Source organism: Kribbella jiaozuonensis (assembly GCF_005233875.1).
Classification (GTDB): Bacteria; Actinomycetota; Actinomycetes; order Propionibacteriales; family Kribbellaceae; genus Kribbella; species Kribbella jiaozuonensis.
On record NZ_SZPZ01000001.1, the window covers coordinates 1,454,091 to 1,475,705 of the forward strand.

General features: G+C 67.8%; 21 protein-coding genes. 12 read left to right on the top strand and 9 right to left on the bottom strand.

The window, feature by feature from the left end; genetic code table 11:
* Nucleotides 1-26: 26 nt before the first annotated feature.
* Together FDA38_RS06995 and FDA38_RS07000 are read right to left on the bottom strand one after the other, a co-directional pair.
* Nucleotides 27-773, bottom strand: coding sequence for a glycoside hydrolase family 16 protein (locus FDA38_RS06995; RefSeq protein ID WP_137253213.1), 747 nt, complete (start codon nt 771-773; stop codon nt 27-29).
* A 47-nt stretch (nt 774-820) separates the two neighbouring features.
* Nucleotides 821-1,663 (bottom strand): helix-turn-helix transcriptional regulator, encoded by an 843-nt coding sequence (locus FDA38_RS07000; protein ID WP_137253214.1) that lies wholly within the window; start codon nt 1,661-1,663, stop codon nt 821-823.
* 101 nt (nt 1,664-1,764) lie between these two features.
* Between FDA38_RS07000 and FDA38_RS07005 the strand changes: the two genes are divergently transcribed.
* Complete coding sequence (locus FDA38_RS07005) at nt 1,765-2,487, top strand: SDR family oxidoreductase (protein ID WP_137253215.1); 723 nt, start codon at nt 1,765-1,767, stop codon at nt 2,485-2,487.
* 67 nt (nt 2,488-2,554) lie between these two features.
* Here the strand turns inward: FDA38_RS07005 and FDA38_RS07010 are convergent, their stop codons facing one another.
* Both FDA38_RS07010 and FDA38_RS07015 read right to left on the bottom strand, forming a co-directional pair.
* Nucleotides 2,555-3,103, bottom strand: a complete 549-nt coding sequence (locus FDA38_RS07010; protein WP_134104901.1) for an NUDIX hydrolase family protein — start codon at nt 3,101-3,103, stop codon at nt 2,555-2,557.
* Between the two features lie 14 nt (nt 3,104-3,117).
* Nucleotides 3,118-3,792, bottom strand: coding sequence for a helix-turn-helix domain-containing protein (locus tag FDA38_RS07015; protein ID WP_170989608.1), 675 nt, complete (start codon nt 3,790-3,792; stop codon nt 3,118-3,120).
* Between the two features lie 87 nt (nt 3,793-3,879).
* On the opposite strand from FDA38_RS07015, the gene FDA38_RS07020 reads away from it, so the two are divergent.
* The gene (locus FDA38_RS07020; RefSeq protein ID WP_137253217.1) at nt 3,880-4,641 is read left to right on the top strand and encodes a phytanoyl-CoA dioxygenase family protein; all 762 of its coding nucleotides are present in this window, start codon (nt 3,880-3,882) and stop codon (nt 4,639-4,641) included.
* 29 nt (nt 4,642-4,670) lie between these two features.
* Complete coding sequence (locus FDA38_RS07025) at nt 4,671-5,903, top strand: MFS transporter (protein WP_137253218.1); 1,233 nt, start codon at nt 4,671-4,673, stop codon at nt 5,901-5,903.
* Here the strand turns inward: FDA38_RS07025 and FDA38_RS07030 are convergent, their stop codons facing one another.
* Entirely contained in the window at nt 5,904-6,653 is a 750-nt protein-coding gene (locus tag FDA38_RS07030) for a hypothetical protein (protein WP_233714568.1), read from the bottom strand.
* 55 nt (nt 6,654-6,708) lie between these two features.
* Here FDA38_RS07030 and FDA38_RS07035 point away from each other — a divergent pair, with 55 nt between their 5' ends.
* The gene (locus tag FDA38_RS07035; RefSeq protein WP_130444922.1) at nt 6,709-7,353 is read left to right on the top strand and encodes an IclR family transcriptional regulator; all 645 of its coding nucleotides are present in this window, start codon (nt 6,709-6,711) and stop codon (nt 7,351-7,353) included.
* Here FDA38_RS07035 and FDA38_RS07040 read toward each other — a convergent pair.
* A complete protein-coding gene (locus tag FDA38_RS07040; protein ID WP_137253220.1) occupies nt 7,350-7,820 on the bottom strand; it encodes an Lrp/AsnC family transcriptional regulator in 471 nt (156 codons plus the stop codon). The genes FDA38_RS07035 and FDA38_RS07040 overlap by 4 nt on opposite strands.
* Nucleotides 7,821-7,970: 150 nt before the next feature.
* Between FDA38_RS07040 and hppD the strand changes: the two genes are divergently transcribed.
* The 7 genes from hppD to FDA38_RS07075 all read left to right on the top strand — a co-directional run bounded on the left by hppD (nt 7,971) and on the right by FDA38_RS07075 (nt 14,447).
* Complete coding sequence (gene hppD / locus FDA38_RS07045; protein ID WP_137253221.1) at nt 7,971-9,173, top strand: 4-hydroxyphenylpyruvate dioxygenase; 1,203 nt, start codon at nt 7,971-7,973, stop codon at nt 9,171-9,173.
* A gap of 151 nt (nt 9,174-9,324) precedes the next feature.
* Entirely contained in the window at nt 9,325-9,798 is a 474-nt protein-coding gene (locus FDA38_RS07050; RefSeq protein WP_137253222.1) for a hypothetical protein, read from the top strand.
* A gap of 91 nt (nt 9,799-9,889) precedes the next feature.
* The gene (locus FDA38_RS07055) at nt 9,890-11,266 is read left to right on the top strand and encodes an FAD-binding oxidoreductase (protein WP_137253223.1); all 1,377 of its coding nucleotides are present in this window, start codon (nt 9,890-9,892) and stop codon (nt 11,264-11,266) included.
* Nucleotides 11,267-11,401: 135 nt separating this feature from the next.
* A complete protein-coding gene (locus FDA38_RS07060; RefSeq protein WP_233714569.1) occupies nt 11,402-11,992 on the top strand; it encodes an LppP/LprE family lipoprotein in 591 nt (196 codons plus the stop codon).
* 48 nt (nt 11,993-12,040) lie between these two features.
* Nucleotides 12,041-12,706 (top strand): two-component system response regulator CseB, encoded by a 666-nt coding sequence (gene cseB / locus FDA38_RS07065; protein WP_170989609.1) that lies wholly within the window; start codon nt 12,041-12,043, stop codon nt 12,704-12,706.
* Between the two features lie 3 nt (nt 12,707-12,709).
* Nucleotides 12,710-13,954 carry a HAMP domain-containing sensor histidine kinase gene (locus tag FDA38_RS07070; RefSeq protein WP_137254163.1) on the top strand — a complete coding sequence of 415 codons (1,245 nt, stop codon included), beginning with the start codon at nt 12,710-12,712 and terminating at the stop codon, nt 13,952-13,954.
* Between the two features lie 79 nt (nt 13,955-14,033).
* Complete coding sequence (locus FDA38_RS07075; protein ID WP_137253225.1) at nt 14,034-14,447, top strand: hypothetical protein; 414 nt, start codon at nt 14,034-14,036, stop codon at nt 14,445-14,447.
* A 48-nt stretch (nt 14,448-14,495) separates the two neighbouring features.
* On the opposite strand, the gene FDA38_RS07080 is transcribed toward FDA38_RS07075, so the two are convergent.
* The 3 genes from FDA38_RS07080 to FDA38_RS07090 all read right to left on the bottom strand — a co-directional run bounded on the left by FDA38_RS07080 (nt 14,496) and on the right by FDA38_RS07090 (nt 20,345).
* Nucleotides 14,496-18,248 carry an endo-alpha-N-acetylgalactosaminidase family protein gene (locus FDA38_RS07080; protein ID WP_137253226.1) on the bottom strand — a complete coding sequence of 1,251 codons (3,753 nt, stop codon included), beginning with the start codon at nt 18,246-18,248 and terminating at the stop codon, nt 14,496-14,498.
* 61 nt (nt 18,249-18,309) lie between these two features.
* Nucleotides 18,310-19,494, bottom strand: a complete 1,185-nt coding sequence (fahA, locus tag FDA38_RS07085) for a fumarylacetoacetase (RefSeq protein WP_137253227.1) — start codon at nt 19,492-19,494, stop codon at nt 18,310-18,312.
* Nucleotides 19,494-20,345 (bottom strand): hypothetical protein, encoded by an 852-nt coding sequence (locus tag FDA38_RS07090; protein ID WP_137253228.1) that lies wholly within the window; start codon nt 20,343-20,345, stop codon nt 19,494-19,496. Before FDA38_RS07090 ends, fahA begins: the two co-directional genes overlap by 1 nt.
* Before the next feature lie 74 nt (nt 20,346-20,419).
* Between FDA38_RS07090 and FDA38_RS07095 the strand changes: the two genes are divergently transcribed.
* A complete protein-coding gene (locus FDA38_RS07095; RefSeq protein WP_137253229.1) occupies nt 20,420-21,613 on the top strand; it encodes a homogentisate 1,2-dioxygenase in 1,194 nt (397 codons plus the stop codon).
* Nucleotides 21,614-21,615 lie beyond the last annotated feature (2 nt).

The following is a 21,615-nucleotide window of genomic DNA, read 5'->3' on the forward strand; positions in this document are numbered from 1 at the left end:
CCGTCCGAGGTGCGGGGCCTCAGCTTCTACGGGCGGTAGACCCGGACGTAGTCGAGCTGCATCGACCCGGCGCTCACGGTCGGCGGGATCTTCCCGTACACGAACAGATCCAGAATCAACGCGTCCCCGCTGCCGGAGTACGCCCCCTGCCGGCACACCTCTTTGCCGTCGACATACCAAACCGTATGGTCTGGTCCGACCTGCTCGGCGATCGTGTGCCAGTCGGTGGTGAGGTCGGTCGGCGACTCGTAGGTGCAGGCGCCGCCGGGGGACTGATGGTTGGTGAGGTACAGCGCCTTGTGGTTGTCGCTGTAGAACTCGTACGTGTCCTGCTCGTTCGATCCGTTACCGTTCCACGTCCAGGTCGAGGGCCAGAAACCCTTGTCCGCCGGGAGTTTCAGCCGCGTCTCGATGTAGTCGCCGGGCTGTACCGCGAACGACTGGGCCGGCTCGTGCCCGCACGCCTGCCCGGTCGTGATCAGCGCGCCCGACCACTGGTACCCGGCCGCTGGGTTGTTCTTCCGGGCTGTCATCGTGAGCTTCCCGTCGCCGACCGACAGCGCGTCCCAGGTATGCCATTCGAGCTGCTGATTGCCCTTGTTGCCGAGGCATTGGTCGGCTTCCGCGTTCGAGTGGATCGCCCACTTCGTCCGGTCGATCGCCGTACCGTCGAACTCGTCGGCGAACACCAGCTTCCCCGGCGCCGCGTCGGCCGCCCGGATCGGTACGGCGAACAAGCCGAGCACCACCAAAGCAGTAAGTAACTTACGCATCAGCTAGACCTCTCCGTCGAAAACCAACGGATCAAACGGTCGCTTGATCAGGGCCGGGTTGTCAACTCCTGCATACCGATCACATCCAGCAGCCGGATCGCCTGATCGGACTCGGATCCGGGCTCGGCCGTGTAGAGCACGACCCGCTGATCGCGCTCGGGGACGACGAGCACCTCGCAGATCACGTCGATCCGGCCGACCTGCGGATGGAAGATCGTCTGGCACAGCGACTGCTGCCGCCCGACCTCGTGCCGGGCCCAGATCTCCGCGAACTCCGGGCTCCCGTCGAGCAGGTCGCGCACCAGCCGCGCGATCTCCGGATCGTCCGGGTACTTCGTCGTCGCTGTTCGCAGGTCGGCCGCCGCCTCCGCCGCGAACTCCCGCGTCGCTTCCTCCCCGAAGAGCTCGGTCTGCCGATCCGTCAGGAACCGCAGCCGCAGCAGGTTGCGTTCGCGGGTGGGCAGGGCCGAGAAGTCGGTGATCAGTGCCGCCGCGAGCGGGTTCCAGGCGAGGACGTCGTACTTCGCGTCGAGCACCAGACCGGGTACGTCGAGCCGGCCGAGCATCCGGAGTACACCGGTGCGTACGTCGACGGGCGGCCCGGGCGGCGGTCCTGGTTGCTCGCCCGCGAGCCGGAAGAGGTGATCGCGCTCGTCGTCGGACAGCCGCAGTCCGCGGGCCAGTCCGGTCAGCACGGCGCGGGACGGACGCGGACCGCGGGCCTGCTCGAGGCGGGTGTAGTAGTCGGTCGACATGGTCGCCAGGCTCGCGACCTCCTCACGGCGCAGCCCCGGCGTCCGGCGACGCAGGCCGGCGGGCAGGCCGACATCGGCGGGTTGCAGGCCTTGCCGCTTGATCCGCAAGAACTCCGCGAGCTGTCCCCGATCCATGGTCCCAGGATCCCAGCCGCGCAACTGCCGAACCAGGGACCGCCGATCCCAGGGTCGGCCCGCTCTGCCTCGACGACGCAATCGGCCGGAGCGTGGACGGCATGAACACGAACAAGATCGCGCTCGTCACGGGCGCCAACAAGGGCATCGGCAAGGAGATCGCGCGGCAGCTCGGGCAGGCCGGGTTCACCGTGCTGGTCGGGTCACGGGACGTCGCGCGCGGCGAGGTCGCGGTGAAGGAGTTGGTTGCCGAGGGCCTCGATGCGATCGGGATCCAGCTGGAGGTCACGGACGAGGCGTCGGTGCGAGCGGCGGCCGAGCGGGTCGGGGCGGCGTACGGGCGGTTGGATGTGCTGATCAACAACGCGGCGATCATTCCGGAGGGGGACGATGCGGTGTCGCGGATCGGCGACGGCGTACTGCGGGAGGCGTTCGAGACGAATGTGCTCGGGTTGGTGCGGGTGACGCAGGCGTTCCTGCCGCTGCTTGCCGAGGATGCCCGGATCGTGAATCTGTCCACGTCGCTGGCGTCGTTCGAGCAGGTCGGGGATCCGGAGTCGCGGATGTCGACGGTGCTGACGCTCGGCTACAACTCGTCGAAGGCGGCGGTGAACATGGTCACGGTCATGCTCGCCAACGAACTCCGCGGCACGGGCATCCTGGTCAACGGCGCGGATCCGGGGAACTGCGCCACCGACATGGGTGGGTGGAGTGCGGTGCGTACGCCGGCGCAGGGCGCGGCGGTCGCCGTCGGGCTCGCGACGCTGGGCGCCGACGGGCCTACGGGGCAGGTGTATGCCGAAGAAGGCCGCCTCGCCTGGTAGCCCACACCGCAGCCGGGTGCCGGCGAAGCGCACCGCCGCCGGCGCGCGGCACGCGTCCGGCTGAGCGTCAGACGATGGCGCCGGACCAGGCGAGGGCCTGTTTGAGGAGTTGACCGCGGCCGCCCTCGAGGTCGTTCAGGAGGCTCGGGGCCAGGGCTTCCTCGGGGGTGAGCCAGGTGAGCTCGAGGGCGTCCTGGCGCGGGTTGCACTCGCCGGTGACCGGGACGACGTACACGAGGGCGACAGCGTGCTGCCGCGGGTCGTGCAGCGGGGTCACGCCGGGGAACGGGAAGTACTCCGCGACCGTGACCGGCACGAGCGTCGCGGGCAGGCGGGGGAACGCGGCCGGGCCGAGGTCCTTCTCGATGTTGCGCTGCAGCGCGTCGCGGATCGACTCGTTGTGCATGACCCGGCCGGAGACCAGTGTGCGGATGATCTCACCGGTCGCGGCCGAGGTCCGCAGCAGTACGCCGATGTGCTCGATCTGGCCCAGGGCGTCGACCCGGGCCGGGACAGCCTCGACGTACAGGATCGGGACCCGCGTACGGGTCTCGGCGAGCGCGAACTCGGACAGCCAGCCGGGATTCGGGTCAGGCGTTTGCAGCGACGACGTCATACCCACATCTTTGCTTACGGTCTGAAAGCGGACCTGTACTGGGATGGACTCAGTCCGAATGTTGAGCGGAATCTTCTGGTCGCGTGGCTCGGGTCGTGCCAGCCGACCGTGGCGCCGATGGTCGCGACCGGTAGCTCGGTCTCGATCAGGAGGCCGGCGGCGCGCTCGGCGCGGATGCGGTTCAGGTAGGCCATCGGGGACATGCCGACGGACTTGCCGAAGAGCCGGATCAAGTACCCGGGCGCGAGGTTGACGCGCGCGCCCAGCTGTTCGAGAGTCCACGGCTCGGCCAGGTCGGCCTCCAGCAGGCGCATCGCATGCTGCACCGCCGGATGCGCAGGCGCCTGCCTGCCGGCGCCTGGAACGAGCGCGCCGGACAGCAGTCCGAACACGTCCGGTCCCAGGTAGGCGTTCCGGACCACCAGCCCGGCGCATTCGACGTACCCGTGCCACTCGCCGGGCCGAAGTACGACCACCGAGTCCGGCCCCAACTCGACCTCCCCGGCGGCCGACACATGCACACCCCGCCCCGCGACCACGACCGCGATCTCGAAGAACGCGTGGCTGTGTACGGCGACGTCCGCGACCAGCTCGAGTCGCTCGCCCGCGACCGGCAGCCGCGGATCCGGGAAGACCTCGCTGCTCAGCACGTTGTGCACGACCGCCTCCAGGAGGTCAAGATCAGTCAAGTCCTGGTCAACCACTGTCTGTCGCCGGCAGCGGCGAACAGCGAGCCTGGAATCACCTTCCCGTCAACGGAATCCAGGAGTGCCCCGATGACCACGACCGAGCCTACGACACCGCTCACCCTCGACGAAGAGACGATTTCCGCCTATCGCCGCGACGGCGTGGTCCGGATCAAGAACATCATCGGCCGCGAGGAAGCAGCCCGGTTCGCGGAGGCTGCCGTCGCCGCGACCGAGAACGTCGACGACCTGTTCAAGGAGTCGAAGATCTTCAACCAGTACGTCAACGTCTGGCGTCAGAACGACGTACTGCGTGAGCTCACCCTCGACCCTCGACTCGCCGCGGCGGCGACCGCGCTGGCCGGCGTACCGCTGCGGATCTGGCACGACCAGGTGCTGATCAAGCCGCCGCACAACGGCGCTGCGACCGAGTTCCACCAGGACGCGCCGTACTGGCCGCATGCCGGCTCGCGCGCCTCGCTGTCGGCGTGGATCGCGCTGGTCGACGTACCGGTCGAGCGAGGGTGCATGACGTTCATCCCCGGCTCGCAGGACCACCAGAACCTGCGCAGTCAGGACCTGTCCGACCGCGACGACCTGTTCCGCGCCGCGCCCGATCTGCGCTGGGAGGAGCGGCTGACGATCCCGCTGCAGGCCGGAGACTGCACCTTCCACAACGCGTACCTCGCGCACTCGGCGACGCCGAACCTCACCGACGACCCACGGATCGCGCACGTCAACATCTACTTCGACGCCGAGGCGACGTACACCGGTGTCGGCCACGTGGTCACCGACGGCCTCGGGCTGACCGTCGGCGCACCGCTGGAGCACGAGCTGTTCCCGACTGTTTAATCTTTCACGTGGTGACATAAGTTGTCGTTGTGCGTCTGCTCACCGACATCCGTCCGTTGCGTGAGTCAGCCGATTTCCGGCGGTTGTGGGTCGGGTCGACCGTGTCGCAGCTCGGTCAGCAGATGACCGCGGTGACCGTGTCGATCCAGGTCTACGCGATCACGCATTCGACCTTCTCGGTCGGGCTTGTCGGGTTGTTCTCGCTGGTCCCGCTGGTCGTCTTCGGGCTGTACGGCGGGGCGATGGCCGACGCGATCGACCGCCGGATCCTGTCGCTCGTCTCGTCGGCCGGGCTGTGGTTGCTGTCGATGGTGCTGGTGCTGCAGTCGCATCTGGACTGGGGCAAGGTGTGGGTGCTGTACGCCGTCGTGGCCTGCCAGTCGGCCTGCTTCGCGGTCAACAACCCGGCGCGGTCCGCGATCATCCCGCGGCTGATCCGCCCCGAGCTGCTGCCGGCCGCGAACACGCTCAGCCAGGCCGCGTTCAACCTGGGCTTCACCGCCGGGCCGCTGCTCGGCGCGGCGGTGATCGCCTGGCACGGGTTCGCGGCGGCGTACCTGGTCGACGTGATCACGTTCACCGCGGCGCTCTACGCGCTGTTCCGGCTGCCGGCGGTGCCGCCGACCGGCGCGATCCGGCGGGCCGGGCTGCGGTCGGTGCTCGAGGGGTTCACGTTCCTGCGGGCCGCGCCGGCGCTGCTCGCGACGTTCCTCGCGGACATCCTCGCGATGGTGTTCGCCCAGCCGCGGGCGTTGTTCCCGGCGGTGGCGGGTGCGTTCTTCGGCGGCGGCGTACGGACGGTCGGGTTGCTGCAGGCCGCGCCGGCGATCGGGGCGCTGATCGGGGTGATCTTCTCCGGCTGGGTGACCCGGGTACGGCGGCAGGGCGTGGCGATCGTGCTGGCGATCACGGCGTACGCCGCGGCCGTTGGGCTGTTCGGGTTGTCGCGGACGATCTGGCTGGGGGTGGCGTTGCTCGCGATGTCCGGTGCGGCCGACATGGTGAGTTCGGCGTACCGGAACACCGTGCTGCAGTCAGCGGCGCCGGATGCGATGCGCGGGCGGCTGCAGGGCGTCTTCATCGTCGTCGTGGCCGGCGGGCCGCGGCTCGGAGACTTTGTCGCTGGTACGACGGCGTCGTTGACCAGCCCCACGATCGCGCTGCTCGGCGGCGCCGCGGTCTGCATCACCGGCCTGTTCATCCTGCTCGCGCGGAACCGGCCGTTCCGGGTCTACGACTCGCAGACCCGCGCGCTCAGCTGATCAGCCGCCGGTGGCGAGCTTCTTCAGGACCGTGAACCAGGAGTCCAGGTCCGGGTTGATCTCGGTCATCGGCTTGTCGCCGACGGTCACCATCTTGCGATCGCCCAGCGGCTTCTTCAGCTTGAACGCGGTCAGCGAGGCGTTGTCCTCCGGCGGACACGGGGTGTCGACGTCGACGGACACCACCACCTTGTCCTCCTGCTCGTCGACCCGCAGATCACTTGCGCAGGAGATGCCGGTCCCGATCAGCATGTCGCCCTCGTCGTACTTCGGCGCGTTCTGGATCCACTTCAGGTACGCCGGCTTCTTGCCCTTGATCAGCTGGTAGTACTGCACCGGCTGCGGGGTCTTCTCCGTGGTCGGGCCCTTGCCGTCGCCGAGGAACGTGCCGAAGACCATGTCGACGCACGGATCCTTCGCACCCGGGCCGTCGATCGCGCCGAACGCCCGCGCGGCCTTGTAGCAGCCGACCGCCTCGCGGTTGAACGAGATGTTGAAGCCGACCAGGATCAGCGCGCCGACGACCAGCGCGATCGCGAGCATCCGGCGGCTCTTCAGCTGCTGCGGACCGAGTACGCCGGCCGCGCGCCGGGCCTCCTCCGGGGTCGCGTCGGCGGGGATCGGCGCGGTGCGGAACAGGGCCATGATCGAGCTCGTCCACTGCGGATTGATCAGGGTCGGAACGGCATAGACCAGGATCAGCACCACGGCCACGAGGACGGCGGGGAGCAGCGACCAGTAATTTCGCACGGCAGCAAGATACGGGGCCATCGGTCCGCGCCCGAATAACGGATACTCTTTCTAGGTGCCCGCCGAGACTTCGCAGACGCTGGACCGGGGACTGACCGTCCTCGAGTTGCTGGCGGACGCGCCGGACGGCCTGTCGATCACCGAACTGGCCGCCGCGCTCGGGGTCAGCCGGACGGTCGTCTACCGCCTGGTGAACACGCTCGAGCTGCATCGGCTGGTGCGTCGTGACAGCGAGGGGCGAGCGCGGCTGGGCCTCGCCGTACTGCACTACAGCCGTCGCGTGCAGCCGACGCTGCGTGACGCCGCCCTTCCGGTACTGCGTTCACTCGCCGAGGACACCGGTGCGACCGCGCACCTGACCGTCGCGGACGGTGAAGAGGCGCTCGCGATCGCGGTCATCGAGCCCAGCTGGACCGACTTCCACGTGTCCTATCGGATGGGTTCCCGCCACGCGCTCGACCAGGGCGCCGCCGGCAAAGCAATCCTCGCCGGCCGCCGCAAGCCCGACCCCGCCGGCCGCCCCTTCGTAGTCACCTCAGGCGAACTGCAAGCCGGCGCCCAAGGCGTCTCCTCCCCGGTCCTCGGCGTCCCAGGCGTAGAAGCCTCCATCGGCGTAGTCGTCCTGGGCAAACTCGACCGAGACTTCGTGGGCCCCCGAGTAGCCCGAGCCGCAGTTGAAGTAGCCAAACGCCTCGCCTAGTTCTTGGTGGCTGCTTCTACCAAGGGGAGTACTCGGTGGGGGATTTGCTCCGCCAGCGCGATCACGGTTGAGGCTCTTTGGATGCCTCGGACGATGACCACCTGGTCGATCACGCGTTGGAGGTCTGCGTTGGAGCGGGCGACGATGCGGCACCACAGGTCCTCGGCGCCAGTGATCGTGTGAACCTCGAGTACTTCGGGGATCCGCGCCAGCGCCTCGGCGACCGTCGTGTGACCCGACCCCTGCTCGATCTGCAGCGTCGCGAACGCCGTCACCGGATACCCGATCGCGGTGGTATCGATGTCCGGCCCCCACCCGCGCACCACGCCGTCACGCTGCAACCGGTCCAGCCGCGCCTGGACAGTGCCCCGCGCTACCCCGAGCCGCCGCGACGCCTCGAGCACCCCGACCCGCGGCTCGGCCGCGAACAACCGCAGGATCCGGCCGTCCAGCGCATCCACCGACATGGCCATCCTCCGTCAATAGTCAGACTGACCAAATAGCCTAGCAACTCGACCATATGACTGCACAGCTTGTGCAGTGAAACAACGAACAGTTGCACAACCTGTCACCATCCCGCGAGGCTCGGTGCACGTACCCGACCCGGGAGGACCCCGATGACCAGCACCGACCTCACCCCCGCAGAGCTCGACGCCGATCTCGACCTCGACCAGCTCAAGCAGCTCGTCGGCCTGGTGCCGTACGACGAGAGCACCGACCCGTTCCCGGTCACCGCGATGGACGCCGTGGTGTTCGTGGTCGGCAACGCCACCCAGACCGCCAAGTGGTACCAGCTCGCGTTCGGCATGGACCTGGTCGCGTACTCCGGTCCCGAGACCGGCAGCAAGGACAGCAAGTCGTACGTGCTGAAGTCCGGCTCCGGCCGCTTCGTCATCTCCGGCGGCGTGAGCCCGAAGAGCCCGCTGCTCGACCACCACCGCAGGCACGGCGACGGCGTCTCCGACCTCTCCCTCGAGGTCCCGGACGTGGACAAGTGCATCGAGCACGCCCGCAAGGTCGGCGCTGTTGTCCTCGAGGAGCCGAACGACGTCACCGACGAGCACGGCACGATTCGTCGCGCGGCGATCGCGGCGTACGGCGACACCCGGCACACGCTGATCGACCGCAGCAAGTACGACGGCCCGTACCTGCCCGGCTTCGTCGCCGCGACCACCCAGGTGACCCGTCCCGAGGGGCACCCGAAGCGGCTGTTCCAGGCGGTCGACCACGTCGTCGGCAACGTCGAGCTCGGCAAGATGGACGAGTGGGTTGCCTTCTACAACAAAGTCATGGGCTTCGTGAACATGGCCGAGTTCATCGGTGACGACATCGCCACCGACTACTCGGCGCTGATGAGCAAGGTCGTCGCCAACGGCAACCACCGGGTGAAGTTCCCGCTGAACGAGCCGGCGGTGGCGAAGAAGAAGTCGCAGATCGACGAGTTCCTGGAGTTCTACGACGGCGCCGGCGCGCAGCACATCGCGCTTGCCACCAACGACATCCTGCGCACTGTCGACATCATGCGCGCCAACGGCGTCGAGTTCCTCAACACCCCCGACTCGTACTACGAGGACCCGGAGCTGCGGTCCCGGATCGGCAACGTCCGCGTGCCGATCGAGGAGCTGCAGTCCCGCGGCATCCTGGTCGACCGGGACGAGGACGGCTACCTGCTGCAGATCTTCACCGCCCCGATCGGCGACCGCCCGACGGTGTTCTACGAACTGATCGAGCGGCACGGCTCGCTCGGCTTCGGCAAGGGCAACTTCAAGGCGCTGTTCGAGGCGATCGAGCGCGAACAAGAGCGACGCGGCAACCTCTGAGCCCGGGCCGGCACGCCGAGAAGCTTGCCAGATGCAACTGAACACGGCGTGTCGCCGTCCGATTACCGGAATGACTGTTGAGGCAAGCTCCGTTCGCGTAGTGTGCCTTCCTGAGTGTGCGTCGGGGCGTGCACTCAGGAAGGGTTTCGTCATGAAGACACTGGGCATTCTGCTCAGCACCGCGGGACTGGCCGGAGTCGGCGTGCTCACCTTCGCCGCCGCAGCGCCGGCCCAGGCGGCCGAAGCGGCCACCTGTTCAGGTGCGAGATCCATCGCGTCGGCACCGATGCTGCGCGACCACAAACCACCCAGTTGGGGCACTGTCCGGTTGGTCCGGGACAACTGCTCGCAGTACTGGGCCGAGATCAGCATGGCGTCGCCGGTGGTGGCCAATGCGAAGGCCAACGCCTTCGTGGTGCAGTACGGCGGCGGCAACAACGGCCGGGTGCTCAGCTGTGACAGCAGCGGCGGCAACGGTTCGGTGATCGCGGGGCAGCGCACCTGCCGGACACCGAAGATCAAGGGCGGCAGCGGTATCACGTTCGCCGCGATCGGCCGCGAGTACCACAACTACGGCGGCGGCTACGAGGAGATCTCGGAGAACGCCACCAAACGCACCCGCTGAGCGGTCTGTGTCCTGCTGTGTCCTGCTGTGTCCTGATGCGGACATGGACAGGGGTGCGCAGTACCGCGCAGTAGTTACTAGGCTCGACGGTATGAGTGAGGTCGTCGAGCAGTTGCGTCAGGTCCTGCCGCCCGAGGCGTTGGTCACCGATCCGGACCGGATGGAGAGCTACCGGTACGACCGGGCGATGTTCTGCCCGGCCGGGATGCCGCTCGCCGTCGTGCTGGCGCGGGAGACCGCGCACGTGCAGGCGGCGGTGCGTATCGCGGCCGAGGCCGGCGTACCGATCGTGCCGCAGGGCGCGCGGTCCGGCCTGTCCGGCGCCGCCAACGCGCTCGACGGCTGCATCGTCATCTCGCTGGAGAAGATGGACAAGATCCTCGCCATCGAGCCGGTCGATCGATACGTCGTCACGCAGCCGGGCGTCTACAACGCCGTACTGTCCCGCGCCGTGGCCGAGCACGGACTGTTCTACCCGCCGGACCCGTCGAGCTGGGAGTTCTGTTCGATCGGCGGCAACCTGTCCACGAACTCGGGCGGCCTGTGCTGCGTCAAGTACGGTGTGACCACGGACTACGTGCTGGGTCTGGAGGTCGTGCTGGCGGACGGACGCATCCTGCGGACCGGCCGCAAGACCGTCAAGGGCGTCGCCGGGTACGACCTGGCCAAGCTGATCGTCGGCAGCGAGGGCACGCTCGGCATCATCACCGAGGCGACCCTCGCGCTCCGCCCGGCGGCCGCCAAGCCGCGGACGATGGCGGCGCTGTTCGCCGACGGCGTCGAGGCCGGCAACGCGATCCTCGAGATCATCCGCAGTGGCGTGTCGCTCAGCCTGCTGGAGATCATGGACCGGACCACGATCCAGGCGGTCAACAAGTACAAGCGGATGGACCTCCCGGAGGAGGCCGGCGCGATGCTGATCGCGCAGTCCGACGCGGGCGGTGAGGCCGGCGCCGCCGACGTGGCCACGGTCGCGAAGCTGTGCCGCGACAACGGCGCGCTCGAGTGCATCGAGGCCGAGGACGACGCCGAGGGCGAGCTGCTGCTCGAAGGACGCCGGGTCGCGCTGACGGCGTTGGAGGAGCTCGGTACGACGATGATCGACGACGTCGCCGTACCGCGGTCGCGGCTGGCGGAGTTCATCGGCCGCCTCGAGCAACTCTCGGCCGAGCTGGACATCACCATCGGCGTACTCGGACACGCCGGCGACGGCAACATGCACCCGACCGTGGTGTTCGACCAGACCGATCCGGACCAGGCCAAGCGCGCGCAGGAGGCGTTCGACCGGGTGATGGAGATCGGGCTCGAGCTCGGCGGGACGATCACCGGCGAGCACGGTGTCGGCGTACTGAAGCGCGCCTGGCTGGCCGAGGAAGTGGGGCCGGTCTCGCTGGACGTCCACCGGGCGATCAAGAACGCGCTGGACCCGAAAAACCTGCTCAATCCGGGCAAGATCGTTGCCGAGTGAGGTTGTGATCCAACCGCAATAGAACTGTCGAGGCCATTCGACGTCCATGCCCGTCGAATGTGACGTCCGGCCGACACTATGGAAGGTACTTAGCTGAATTCGCGGGGGGACTGGATGCAGGGTAGGAGGCGCCCGATGGGTCTGTGGCGCCGTACCGTGCTGCCTGCCGTCGCTGCTCTGGTCGGGACGATCACGCTCTCCGCCTGCGCGAACGGCGGCGGACTGCGGGTCGAGGGCCCCGAGTCGCCGCCGCCGAGCCCGACGCCGTCGGTTGCCTTCGGCACCACTCAGCCGCACCCGGAGAAGACCCCCGAGGTGGCCGTCGACCTGGCCAAGGTCCGGGTCAGACTGCTCGCCGATCGGCACCTGTCCAGCTACGCCCGGACAGTCCTTTCGAATTGCACGGTGATTTCGCGTTGCCTCAGCAGGGGTAAGACCGTTGATGTATTGCACAGCGGTACACCTCAGCAGATCGTTCTGATCCACACCCTGGAGAAGTTCGTCTTCGGTATCTTCCTGATCGCCGTCGAGCCCTCGGGCCCGCGACCGATCTGGAACCTGAACGTCGAGCAACCGACCGTGACCGCCAGCCCCGACGGGAACCTGGTGGTCGAGTCGAAGATCTTCACGATCAACGACCCGGTCTGCTGCCCGTCGGGCCGACGGGTCGAGGTCTACCGTTGGAACGGTCGGCAGATGACCAAGGTGAGCTCGGCGAACCAGTAGGGAGACTGAAGTTCGGTGGTACCGGAAGAACCGGCAGCGCGCATTCTCATGGTCGAGGACGACGCGGTGATCCGTGAGGCGACCCAGTTGACCCTCGAACGGCACGGCTACGACGTCACCACGGCCGAGGACGGCCTGGAGGCGATCGAGCGGTTCGAGAAGATCCACCCGGACGTCGTGATGCTCGACATCATGCTGCCCGGCCTGGACGGCATCTCGGTCTGCCGACGGGTCCGCGAGACCAGCACGGTCCCGATCGTGATGGTCTCGGCCCGCGGTGACGCACTCGACGTCGTACTCGGTCTGGAAGCAGGCGCCGACGATTATGTGACCAAACCCTTCGACACCCAGGTGCTGGTGGCGCGGCTGCGGGCGGTGATGCGGCGGGCGGTCTCCGATCCTGAGCGTCCGGCGCCGGCGGCCGGCTCCGGCGTCGAGTCGTTCGGCGACCTCGAGCTGGACCGGGAGGCCCTGGAGGTACGCCGCAGCGGCGCGACCGTCCAGTTGACGCCGACCGAGCTCAAGCTGCTGATCGAGTTCGCCAACAACCCCGGCGTGGTGCTGAGCCGCTCGACCCTGCTGCAGCGGGTCTGGGACTACGAGTGGGGTGGCGACGGCCGGCTGGTCGACGTACACCTGCAGCGGCTGCGGACCAAGATCGGTGCCGACCGCATCGAAACCGTCCGCGGCTTCGGGTACAAGTTGCGTGCGTAGTTGATGGGACTGCGCGGCAAGCTCGGTCTCATCTTCCTGCTGGTCTCCGCGCTCGCGATCCTCGTACTGTGCGTCGCGGTCTACACCCAGGCCCAGTCGGCCCGGCTGGACCGCACGCGCAGTTTCGCGGACGAGCGGATCCAGCTCGCGGCGCAGAGCTACGACACCAACGACGTACCGGTGTTCGGGGCGAAGGTGGACGATCCGGAGCTGCCGCCGCAGCTGCGCGACGCCGTGCTCGAGGGCAAGCGGGCCACGTTCAAGACTGGGTCGCCGCACGCGAAGATGTGGGCGGCGGTCGCGGTCAAGGACGGCAAGATCCTCTCGATCGAGCAGGACTACGAGACCAGCGACGACTCGATGAAGGCGTTGCAGCAGGCCTTGCTGCTCGGCGGCATCGGCACGGTCGCGCTGGTCGCCCTGGTCAGCGTGATCCTGGCCGGCAGCCTGTCCAAGCGGATCGTCGCAGTGGCCGGTACGGCGCGGCGCATCGCCGCCGGTGATCTGGACGCGTCGGCTGCCCAGGCTGTTGGCAAAGGCAAGGATGAGGTCCAGTCGCTGGCGACCGCGATCGACACGATGGCCAGCTCCTTGCGCGGCCAGCTCGAGGCGGAGCGCCGCTTCACCGCGGACGTCGCACATGACCTTCGTACGCCGGTGACCGGGCTGACCACTGCGGCCGAGCTGCTGCCGCCGGGACGACCGAGCGAGCTGGTTCGCGACCGGGCCAAGGTGCTGCGGCGACTGGTCGAGGACCTGCTCGAGATCGCACGCTTCGACTCGGGTGTCGAGCAGGCAGACCTGGAGCTGGTCGGACTCGGCGCCTTTGTCGGATCGGCTGTAGCTCGGTTGCGGATGCAGCAGGCGCTGGCGCCGGACAGTGTGATCGTTCACCTGCTCGGGCCGGATCAGACGGTGTCGACCGATTCGCGCCGGATCGAGCGGATCCTGGCCAACCTGATCGTCAACGGGCTACGGCACGGCAAGCCGCCGGTCGGGGTGACGGTCAGCGGGCGGACTGTCGAGGTGGTTGACCACGGCAACGGTTACCCGGAGGAGTTGATTGCCGAGGGCCCGCGTCGGTTCCGGTCCGGGATGGCCGAGCGCGGTGTCGGGCACGGTCTCGGTCTGACGATTGCCGCCGGCCACGCGAAGGTCCTCGGCGCCGATCTCACCTTCAGCGAGGCGCCGGGAGGCGGCGCGCTCGCGCGGCTCGTGCTGCCGGCCGAACCTGAGACGCAGTCGTAACACAACTCTTCAACCTTTGCCGTCGCCACCGCGTCTTCTCCTCCGTAACACCAACAAAACGAGGGGAAACCAGAACATCATGCGTACTCAGTTGATTCGCCGTACCGCTGCCGTCGTCGCCGGTCTCGCACTTGCCGGTGGGGGACTCGGCATCGCCGGCGCCCTGCAGGCCAACGCCGCCACGACGCACACCACCGTGGCGAGCGCGTCGGTCGCGGCGAAGTCGATCACGATCAAGTCGGACAAGACCACCGCGAAGGCGTGGGCGAAGGTCTCGTTCACCGGCAAGACCAGCGGTATCGCGAAGAACACCGTGGTCCAGGTGCAGCGGCTCGAGAACGGCAAGTGGGTCAACTTCCCGGCCACCACCAAGGTGACCAGCAAGGCCACCTATTCGGTCTGGGTGCAGAGCGGTCGCGTCGGCGTGAACAAGTTCCGCGTCGTGGCGGCGAACACCGCCTCCGCCGCGGCCTCGGTGACCATCACCAAGTAGGACGCGGAACGGCGCAACTCCCCAAGGGGCGGGGAGTGGCCCCGTTTCTCAATGCGTGCCGTAGACGTTGAACTCGGCGGCCGATCCGAAGACTGCGCCGTTCAACGAGCTTGTGCCGACGAACTTCACATACCGCCCTGGCTTGGCGGTGAAGTCAACCCGCTGTGCGGCGATGGAGTTCGGGAACTGCCCGGTCGTAACCGGCGTTCCCCAGTCCTGACCATCGGCACTCACATAGATCTCGTAGCCCTTCAACATCCCGTTCGTCCCGCTCTGCCGGGGCAGGTAGCTGAACCCGTTGACGTTGTACGTCGACCCGAGGTCGAGCGTCATGTGATGCGGGAAGTCAGCCGGTGTCGGGACCTCGGACCAGGCAGAATGCCAGATAGTACTGGGGTTTCCGTCCAGCGCCATCGTCGCGGCGCCACCGGTGGCGACGTCCTCGCTGTCCACATCTGCCACCTTGATCCGGGACTGCGGCACGATCCCCGGCGGGAGCACTGTCGCCTCCGCGCTGATCGTTGCCTGGCCACCCGTTGCCGTCAGCACATACTTTCCTTCTGGTGTACCAGCCGGCGGCGTGACATCCCACGTGGTCGTCGCCGTCGCGCCCGCAGCCACGCTGGCGTGGGTTGCCGGAGTCGTCGCGGTGACCGTCCAGCCGTCCGGCGCCTGGAGACCGAGCGTGATGTTGCTGGCAGCAACCACATCGTTGTTGGTGAAGGTCGTCGTGACAGTGTTCGCCTCGCCGGATACGAGCCCGGTCACCCCGGAGACCGCGACCGAGGTGCAGTCCGCCGGCTCCGACGTCGTACCGAGATCCGTGACGGCGAAGTTGTCCATGATGAAGTCGGTCTGGTCGCCGCCGTCGGTCAGCTTGCGCAGACCGACCCAATAGTCACCGCCGCATCCGGCCACGAACTCCTGGCTGAACGCCGCCTTCGTGCGCTGCTCGCCGATCGGGGTCGCCTTCACCCCGACGGAGTCTGGACGATCCACGCCCTGAACCCACGCGTACTGGCCGGCGCGACCGCTCTCGTAGTCGAAGCTGACCTTGTACTTGTGGCCGGGCCGGAAGTTCACTGTCGACGGAATGGTCCGGTATACCAAACCGGCGTTCTCCTCATGCGACTTGAGCGACCAGTCGTCGTCGAGGACATCGTCGACCAGCTTCCCGTTCCAACCGGCCTGCGTGTACGGCGCATGCTCCTTCGCCAGCACGGTCCGCGGGTCGGTCACCCCGCCTGCGTCTCCCTTGACGAACGGACCCCATCCCTGGTCCACGTTCTCGAAGTCATCCACCAACCCCGCTGCGGGTCGCTTCGTCTCCACCACCCGCACGTCATCTACCCGAGCCTGCGCTGCGCCCGCGGCTGCTGCGATTGACAGGTCGGCCGTACTGCCCTTCGCGTCGAACACCACTCGAGCGCGCTGGTAGTAGGCCTCGTGTTTGTCGTCGGCGGCAACCATGTTCTGCGCCGTCGATCTGGTCACCACGTTCTTGTTGCCGTCCACGGCGATGGTCGTCGGGCGGGACTTGCCCGGCTCGACCTCGACCCAGGCAGATGCGCTGTACGTGCGACCACGCGTCAGCCCGGTGATCCGCTGCTTGACCGATGACGCCTTCGTGCCGAGTTGGGCGACGTGCTGACCGTTGTCGAGGGTCGCGATGGTCGCGCCGCCGGTTGCATTCCAGGCGGCCAGGTTGCCGGCGTTGAAGCCGGGGTCCTTGAGGTGCGTGCTTTCACCCCACGCGGCGTCGCGCGGCTTCGGAGCAGCCACCGGGTAGAGGACGTACGGCTTGCCCGCAACCGCATCGAGCGTGATCGCGCCGTGGTGCGCCCGGATGGTGGTCGGCTTCGCGCGGCCGGTGTCCGTCAGTTGGTACGCGGTGAAGGTGTTGACGCCGGCGAACGCCGCGGGCAGCTGCCACGTCGTACGGCCGCCGGTCGGGTTGTAGTGGTAGAGCTTCTTGTTGTTGTCCCACGGGAGCAGGTACTTGTCGCCGTCGAGCACCTTCGCGTTCCCGACGTACACGGCTCGCTTGCCGTTCTCGACCGCGCCGCGGACGCCGCCGGTGAAGGTGATGTCGTTGGCGTTCCAGTCGATGATCTTCTGCTGCTGGAGGAACTTCGTCGGCAGGTTCTGCTTCCAGATGTTCGTGTAGAACTTGTTCCAGTCCGTCTCGCCGGTCCAGCCCTCGAACTCGACGATGCTGGCCTGGCCGAGGATCGGGTCGCTGTTCCAGACGTCCTTCTCGTGGTTGCGGACGAACCGGATGATCTGCGAGTTCAGGCCCTTGTTCGTCGGGCCGCCGTAGTCGAGGTCGTTGGCCCAGTGCGACCACAGCGACGTACGCTCGTGCCGGTCGGCCCACTCGGTCGCGATCTGCCAGCCCTGGTCGGACAGCTGCCGGGTCAGACCGTCGGCGAGCCAGCCGGACTGGTAGTAGACGTCGATGTACAGCTCCTGCAGGTTCTTGTCGGTCTCGTCGCGGAGCTGCTGGAACCGCTTCACGATGTTGCCGGAGGCAAGATCCGGGCGCTGCTTGATGTAGTAGCTCTGGTTCAGCCAGTTCCAGCCCTTGGCGGTCTTGTCGACCAGGTCCTCGCTGAACGCGTTCGCCTCCGGGTAGGACTCGGTCGCGTTCACGTGGACGCCGAAGGCCGCGTTCCAGGACTTGCCCTGCTTGAGCAGCGTGTTGAGGTCGGTCAGCCCGCCGGCGCGGAGGTTGTAGTTGCCGCCGTAGTCCGGGTGCCCCGAATCATGCCCCTCGGAGGCGTACCCCTTCAGGATCGCCATCTGGCCGAGCCCGTCGGTCGAGAGCGAGATGCGCTTCACGTCGTCGAGCGTGCGCAGGAACGGGTGCGTCGCCTGGCTGGCGAAGTTGAACGGGATGTGCGTGATCACGCGGTCCTTGACCTGGTCGCCGCCGTTCGGCTCGACCATGATCGAGCGGAACGCGACCGCGCCGTCCTCCCAGTCGACGGTCTTGTCGTGGTTCGCATCCGGCGTCACCACGACCTTCGCCCAGGGGAGCGGCTCGGTGTACGGCGACGTGTCGGCGCGGTACGTCCACTGGCCGCTCCAGACGCCGACGCGGGTACTGCCGTCGGCGGCCTTGCGGGCCTGGTGCCAGAACCGGGCGCCGTCGTCGACCGACTGACCTGCAGGCTTGTCGTACGTCGAGTTCGACTCGATGCCCGCTGCCAGGCCGCTTGTGTTGACGAACGCGTACGCCGCGCCGGTCGCGGACGTCTCGCCCGGGGTGGCCGCGGTGATCGGCGTGATCTTGTCCGCGGTGCGCGTCGAGTCCGGGTCGAGGGTGGTGAACGCGGTCGTCGCGCCGGCGTCCGTACTCGCGACCGAGACCAGGTCCTGGTTCGGGATGTCGATCGTGTGCACGCGACTCGCCTCGGTGTCGCGGACCGCGTCGATCGCGAACTTCGTTACCCGCCCAGCGACGCTCAGGCTGGCGTCGAGCTCGACACCGGGGAGGGCGTCGAAGGTGAGCGTGTACGACGCGCGGCCGTCGCCGACCGTCGCCGGTTTGGCGAGGTGTGCGGTCCGGGCGGTGCCGTCGATCGTGACCGTCGAGATCGCGTCCGGCTGGCCGCCGAGGGCCTGGCCGGAGGCGTTGTCGACGTACTTGACCACCCGGGGAAAGTCCGCCCCGACGGTGACCGTGAGTTCGTTCGACCGGAGAGTCAGGTCGCCGGCGGCGTGCGCACCTGAGGGCACGCTCAGCACACCGGCAGCCAACGCTACAGCCAGTACTCCACACCCCACTGAACGTTTCATGCGGAGAAAGTTCGCACGTAACAGCCAAGAGGTCAAGAGAAACAAACACTAATGAACAGGATTACGCAGGAATGATGCGCCCGGTGACCTCTCCCAGGCCGAGGCCGTTCGTCCGGGCGGTGATCGTCACCTCGTCGCCGTCTTCCAGAAACGTGTGTTCTTTGCCGTCGACGATGAGGGGTTCGCGGCCGCCCCAGCTCAGTTCGATGAAGGAGCCGCGTTGGTTCTTCTCGGGGCCGCTGACCGTGCCGGACGCGTAGAGGTCGCCGGTGCGGACCGTCGCTCCGTTGACGGTCATGTGGGCGAGCATCTGCGCGGGCGACCAGTAGATCTCCCGGTACGGCGGACTGCTGACCAGGTGGCCGTTGAGGTACACCTCGAAGGTGATGTCGTAGTTGACCAGGTTCTTGCCCGCCAGGTACGGAAGGACGGGCGGATCCTGGGCCGGGAGGGGTACGGCGGATGCCGCGAGGGCGTCGAGTGAGACAACCCACGGCGAGATCGACGTCGCGAAAGACTTGCCGAGGAACGGACCTAGCGGGACGTACTCCCAGGCCTGCAGGTCGCGCGCGGACCAGTCGTTCACGAGCACCACGCCGTACACATGGTCCTCGAAATCGTCAACAGAGACAGGCTTTCCGAGCGTCGACGGCGTACCGACGACATAGCCGAGTTCGACCTCGATATCCAACCGCTGCGACGGCCCGAACGTCGGGGCCGCCGCGTCCGGCGCCTTCCGCTGACCGCTCGGCCTGACGATATCGGTGCCGCTGGCAACGATCGTGCCGGCCCGGCCGTGGTACCCGACCGGGAGGTGTTTCCAGTTCGGCAGCAGCGGCTCGGAGTCCGGGCGGAAGAGCCGGCCGAGGTTCGTCGCGTGCTGCTCGGAAGCGTAGAAGTCGACGTAATCCGCGACTTCGAACGGAAGCTGCATGGTGACTGCGGACTGCGGGATCAGATGCGGCTCGACGGTGTCCCGATCGTTGGCGTTGCGGACCAGCTCGAGCAACCAACTGCGAGTCGCGCGCCAGGCGGGCCGGCCGAGCGCGAGGAACGCGTTCAGTGTCGGCTCGGCGAACAGTTGCGCGCCGTCCAGCATCTGCGCCGACGCGACCGGCGCGAGGTCGATGATCTGGTCTCCGATCGCGGCGCCCACCCGGGGCTCCTCGTCCCCGTGCCGGAACACGCCGAGCGGCAGGTTGTCCGGCCCGAACGGCGAGCCGTCCGGGATGTCGATCCAGCTCATCAGCCCTCCATCAAACCCAGTGTCGTCAGGTCGTTCCGCGGTTCGTCGATGCTGCACGACCCGAACGACGTGAACCACCGCCGCGTACTCATCGCCTGATCGTCGGTCAACTCACCGGCTCGAGCAGCAAGCACCTTGCCGTCCCGCTCGTTCAGAACCGAGACCACCTCATCGTGCGCCGCGCCGTCGAGCGACGCCCGCGTAGCGAGCAGCACATTGAGGAACCCGTGATGCTCGAACCCGGTATCCGAAGCGGTATGCCGGACCGCGTTGTGCAGCCCGGCCGTGCACTTGAAGGCCACCTCACGATCCAGGCAGGCGATGACGAAGGACGCCACCTGCTCCGCCGACGGGAACAACGACACGTCGAGTCCACCGGTCCGCAGCTTGGCGGCGTACCCGGCGTCGGCGACCACGTCGAGCGCGCGCTCCCACGCGCCGTCGAGCCCGATCTCGACGTACGCCGTCTCCTCGTCGAGGCAGTCGTCACACGCGCGGACGACGCGCAGCGCGTTGCGGGACAGATCGTCCTCGTCGCGCAGCCGGACCTCGACTGCGGTCACCTCGACGTCCTTCGACCGGTCTCCCCAGCGGATCGCGGGCTCGATCCCGCCGGCGCCGCCGGAGATCACCACCGACACGCGCAGCGGCCCGTCGCCGGAGCGCGCCGCCTCGGCGGCCACGTCCATCAGGTCCTGGTCGGTGCAGACGAACGGCCCGACGAGGTCGGCGTACGGCGACGTCAGGTGGGACCGGTGTGCGGTGACGGCCTGCGCCATCGGAAGGTTCCCCGGCGGGAACATGGCTGCGTCGTCGACCAGGTGCCGGAACAAGGCGGGGACGGTTGACATGGCCCAGAGCCTAACGGATGCTTTCGGTAAGCGGACGCACGCGTTCGATTATCGGATACTCTGGAGCAATTCTGATGGCGTTCTACCGGCAGGTCGGGGAAGTTCCGCCGAAGCGGCACACCCAGTTCCGGAAACCGGACGGCGGGCTGTACTACGAGGAGCTGATGGGGGAGGAGGGGTTCTCATCGGACTCGTCGCTGCTGTACCACGCCGGCGTGCCGTCCGCGATCGTCGATTCCCAGGTGTGGGACCTTCCCGATCTCGCCACCGTCCCCAACCACCCGCTCACCCCGCGGCACCTCAAGCTGCACGATCTCTTCACCGACACGTCCAAGTCGAACGCGGTCGAGGACCGGCGGCTGGTCCTCGGCAACGGTGACGTCCGGATCTCGTACGTCGTCGCGGAGCAGCCGTCGCCGTACTACCGGAACGCGATCGGCGACGAGTGCGTTTACGTCGAGAAGGGCTCGGCGACCGTGGAGACGGTGTTCGGCGTACTGAACGCCGTCCAGGGCGACTACGTGATCATCCCGCGCGCGACGACGCACCGGTGGCTGCCCGGGCTGGAGGGCGTGCACGCGTACGCCATCGAGGGCAACTCGCACATCGCGCCGCCGAAGCGCTACCTGTCGCGGTTCGGGCAGTTCCTCGAGCACTCGCCGTACTGCGAACGCGACCTGCACCCCACGGCCGAGCCGCTCGTGGTCGAGGGGACGGATGTCGAGGTGCTGGTGAAGCACCGCGGGAACGGCGCCAGCGGGATCGTCGGCAGCCGGATGACGTACGCGACGCATCCGTTCGACGTGGTCGGGTGGGACGGCTGTCTGTACCCGTACACGTTCAACGTGAGCGACTTCGAGCCGATCACCGGGCGGGTGCACCAGCCGCCGCCCGTGCACCAGGTGTTCGAGGGCTACAACTTCGTGGTCTGCAACTTCGTACCGCGGAAGGTCGACTATCACCCGCTGTCGGTGCCGGTGCCGTACTACCACTCGAACGTCGACTCCGACGAGGTGATGTTCTACTGCGGCGGCGACTACGAGGCGCGGAAGGGCTCCGGGATCGGGCTCGGATCGATCTCGCTGCACCCCGGCGGGTACGCGCACGGTCCGCAGCCGTCGGCGATCGAGGCCTCGCTCGGCGCGGAGCGGTTCGAGGAACTGGCCGTCATGGTCGACACCTTCCGCCCGCTCGAACTGGGCGAGGGCGGGCAGGCGGTCGACGACGGCGTGTACGCCTGGACGTGGGCTGGTCGCCGCAAGTCGTAGCT

What these genes read in the sequence shown, in the direction of transcription:
- FDA38_RS07010 (WP_134104901.1), bottom strand. Translation starts at nt 3,103, where the DNA reads ATGACGTCGTCGCTGCAAACGCCTGACCCGAATCCCGGCTGGCTGTCC.
- FDA38_RS07060 (WP_233714569.1), top strand. Translation starts at nt 11,402, where the DNA reads ATGGGTCTGTGGCGCCGTACCGTGCTGCCTGCCGTCGCTGCTCTGGTC.
- FDA38_RS07020 (WP_137253217.1), top strand. Translation starts at nt 3,880, where the DNA reads ATGACCACGACCGAGCCTACGACACCGCTCACCCTCGACGAAGAGACG.
- FDA38_RS07080 (WP_137253226.1), bottom strand. Translation starts at nt 18,248, where the DNA reads ATGAAACGTTCAGTGGGGTGTGGAGTACTGGCTGTAGCGTTGGCTGCC.
- FDA38_RS07070 (WP_137254163.1), top strand. Translation starts at nt 12,710, where the DNA reads ATGGGACTGCGCGGCAAGCTCGGTCTCATCTTCCTGCTGGTCTCCGCG.
- FDA38_RS07040 (WP_137253220.1), bottom strand. Translation starts at nt 7,820, where the DNA reads ATGTCGGTGGATGCGCTGGACGGCCGGATCCTGCGGTTGTTCGCGGCC.
- cseB (WP_170989609.1), top strand. Translation starts at nt 12,041, where the DNA reads ATGGTCGAGGACGACGCGGTGATCCGTGAGGCGACCCAGTTGACCCTC.
- hppD (WP_137253221.1), top strand. Translation starts at nt 7,971, where the DNA reads ATGACCAGCACCGACCTCACCCCCGCAGAGCTCGACGCCGATCTCGAC.
- FDA38_RS06995 (WP_137253213.1), bottom strand. Translation starts at nt 773, where the DNA reads ATGCGTAAGTTACTTACTGCTTTGGTGGTGCTCGGCTTGTTCGCCGTA.
- FDA38_RS07005 (WP_137253215.1), top strand. Translation starts at nt 1,765, where the DNA reads ATGAACACGAACAAGATCGCGCTCGTCACGGGCGCCAACAAGGGCATC.
- FDA38_RS07095 (WP_137253229.1), top strand. Translation starts at nt 20,420, where the DNA reads ATGGCGTTCTACCGGCAGGTCGGGGAAGTTCCGCCGAAGCGGCACACC.
- FDA38_RS07090 (WP_137253228.1), bottom strand. Translation starts at nt 20,345, where the DNA reads ATGTCAACCGTCCCCGCCTTGTTCCGGCACCTGGTCGACGACGCAGCC.
- FDA38_RS07050 (WP_137253222.1), top strand. Translation starts at nt 9,325, where the DNA reads ATGAAGACACTGGGCATTCTGCTCAGCACCGCGGGACTGGCCGGAGTC.
- FDA38_RS07000 (WP_137253214.1), bottom strand. Translation starts at nt 1,663, where the DNA reads ATGGATCGGGGACAGCTCGCGGAGTTCTTGCGGATCAAGCGGCAAGGC.
- FDA38_RS07075 (WP_137253225.1), top strand. Translation starts at nt 14,034, where the DNA reads ATGCGTACTCAGTTGATTCGCCGTACCGCTGCCGTCGTCGCCGGTCTC.
- fahA (WP_137253227.1), bottom strand. Translation starts at nt 19,494, where the DNA reads ATGAGCTGGATCGACATCCCGGACGGCTCGCCGTTCGGGCCGGACAAC.
- FDA38_RS07055 (WP_137253223.1), top strand. Translation starts at nt 9,890, where the DNA reads ATGAGTGAGGTCGTCGAGCAGTTGCGTCAGGTCCTGCCGCCCGAGGCG.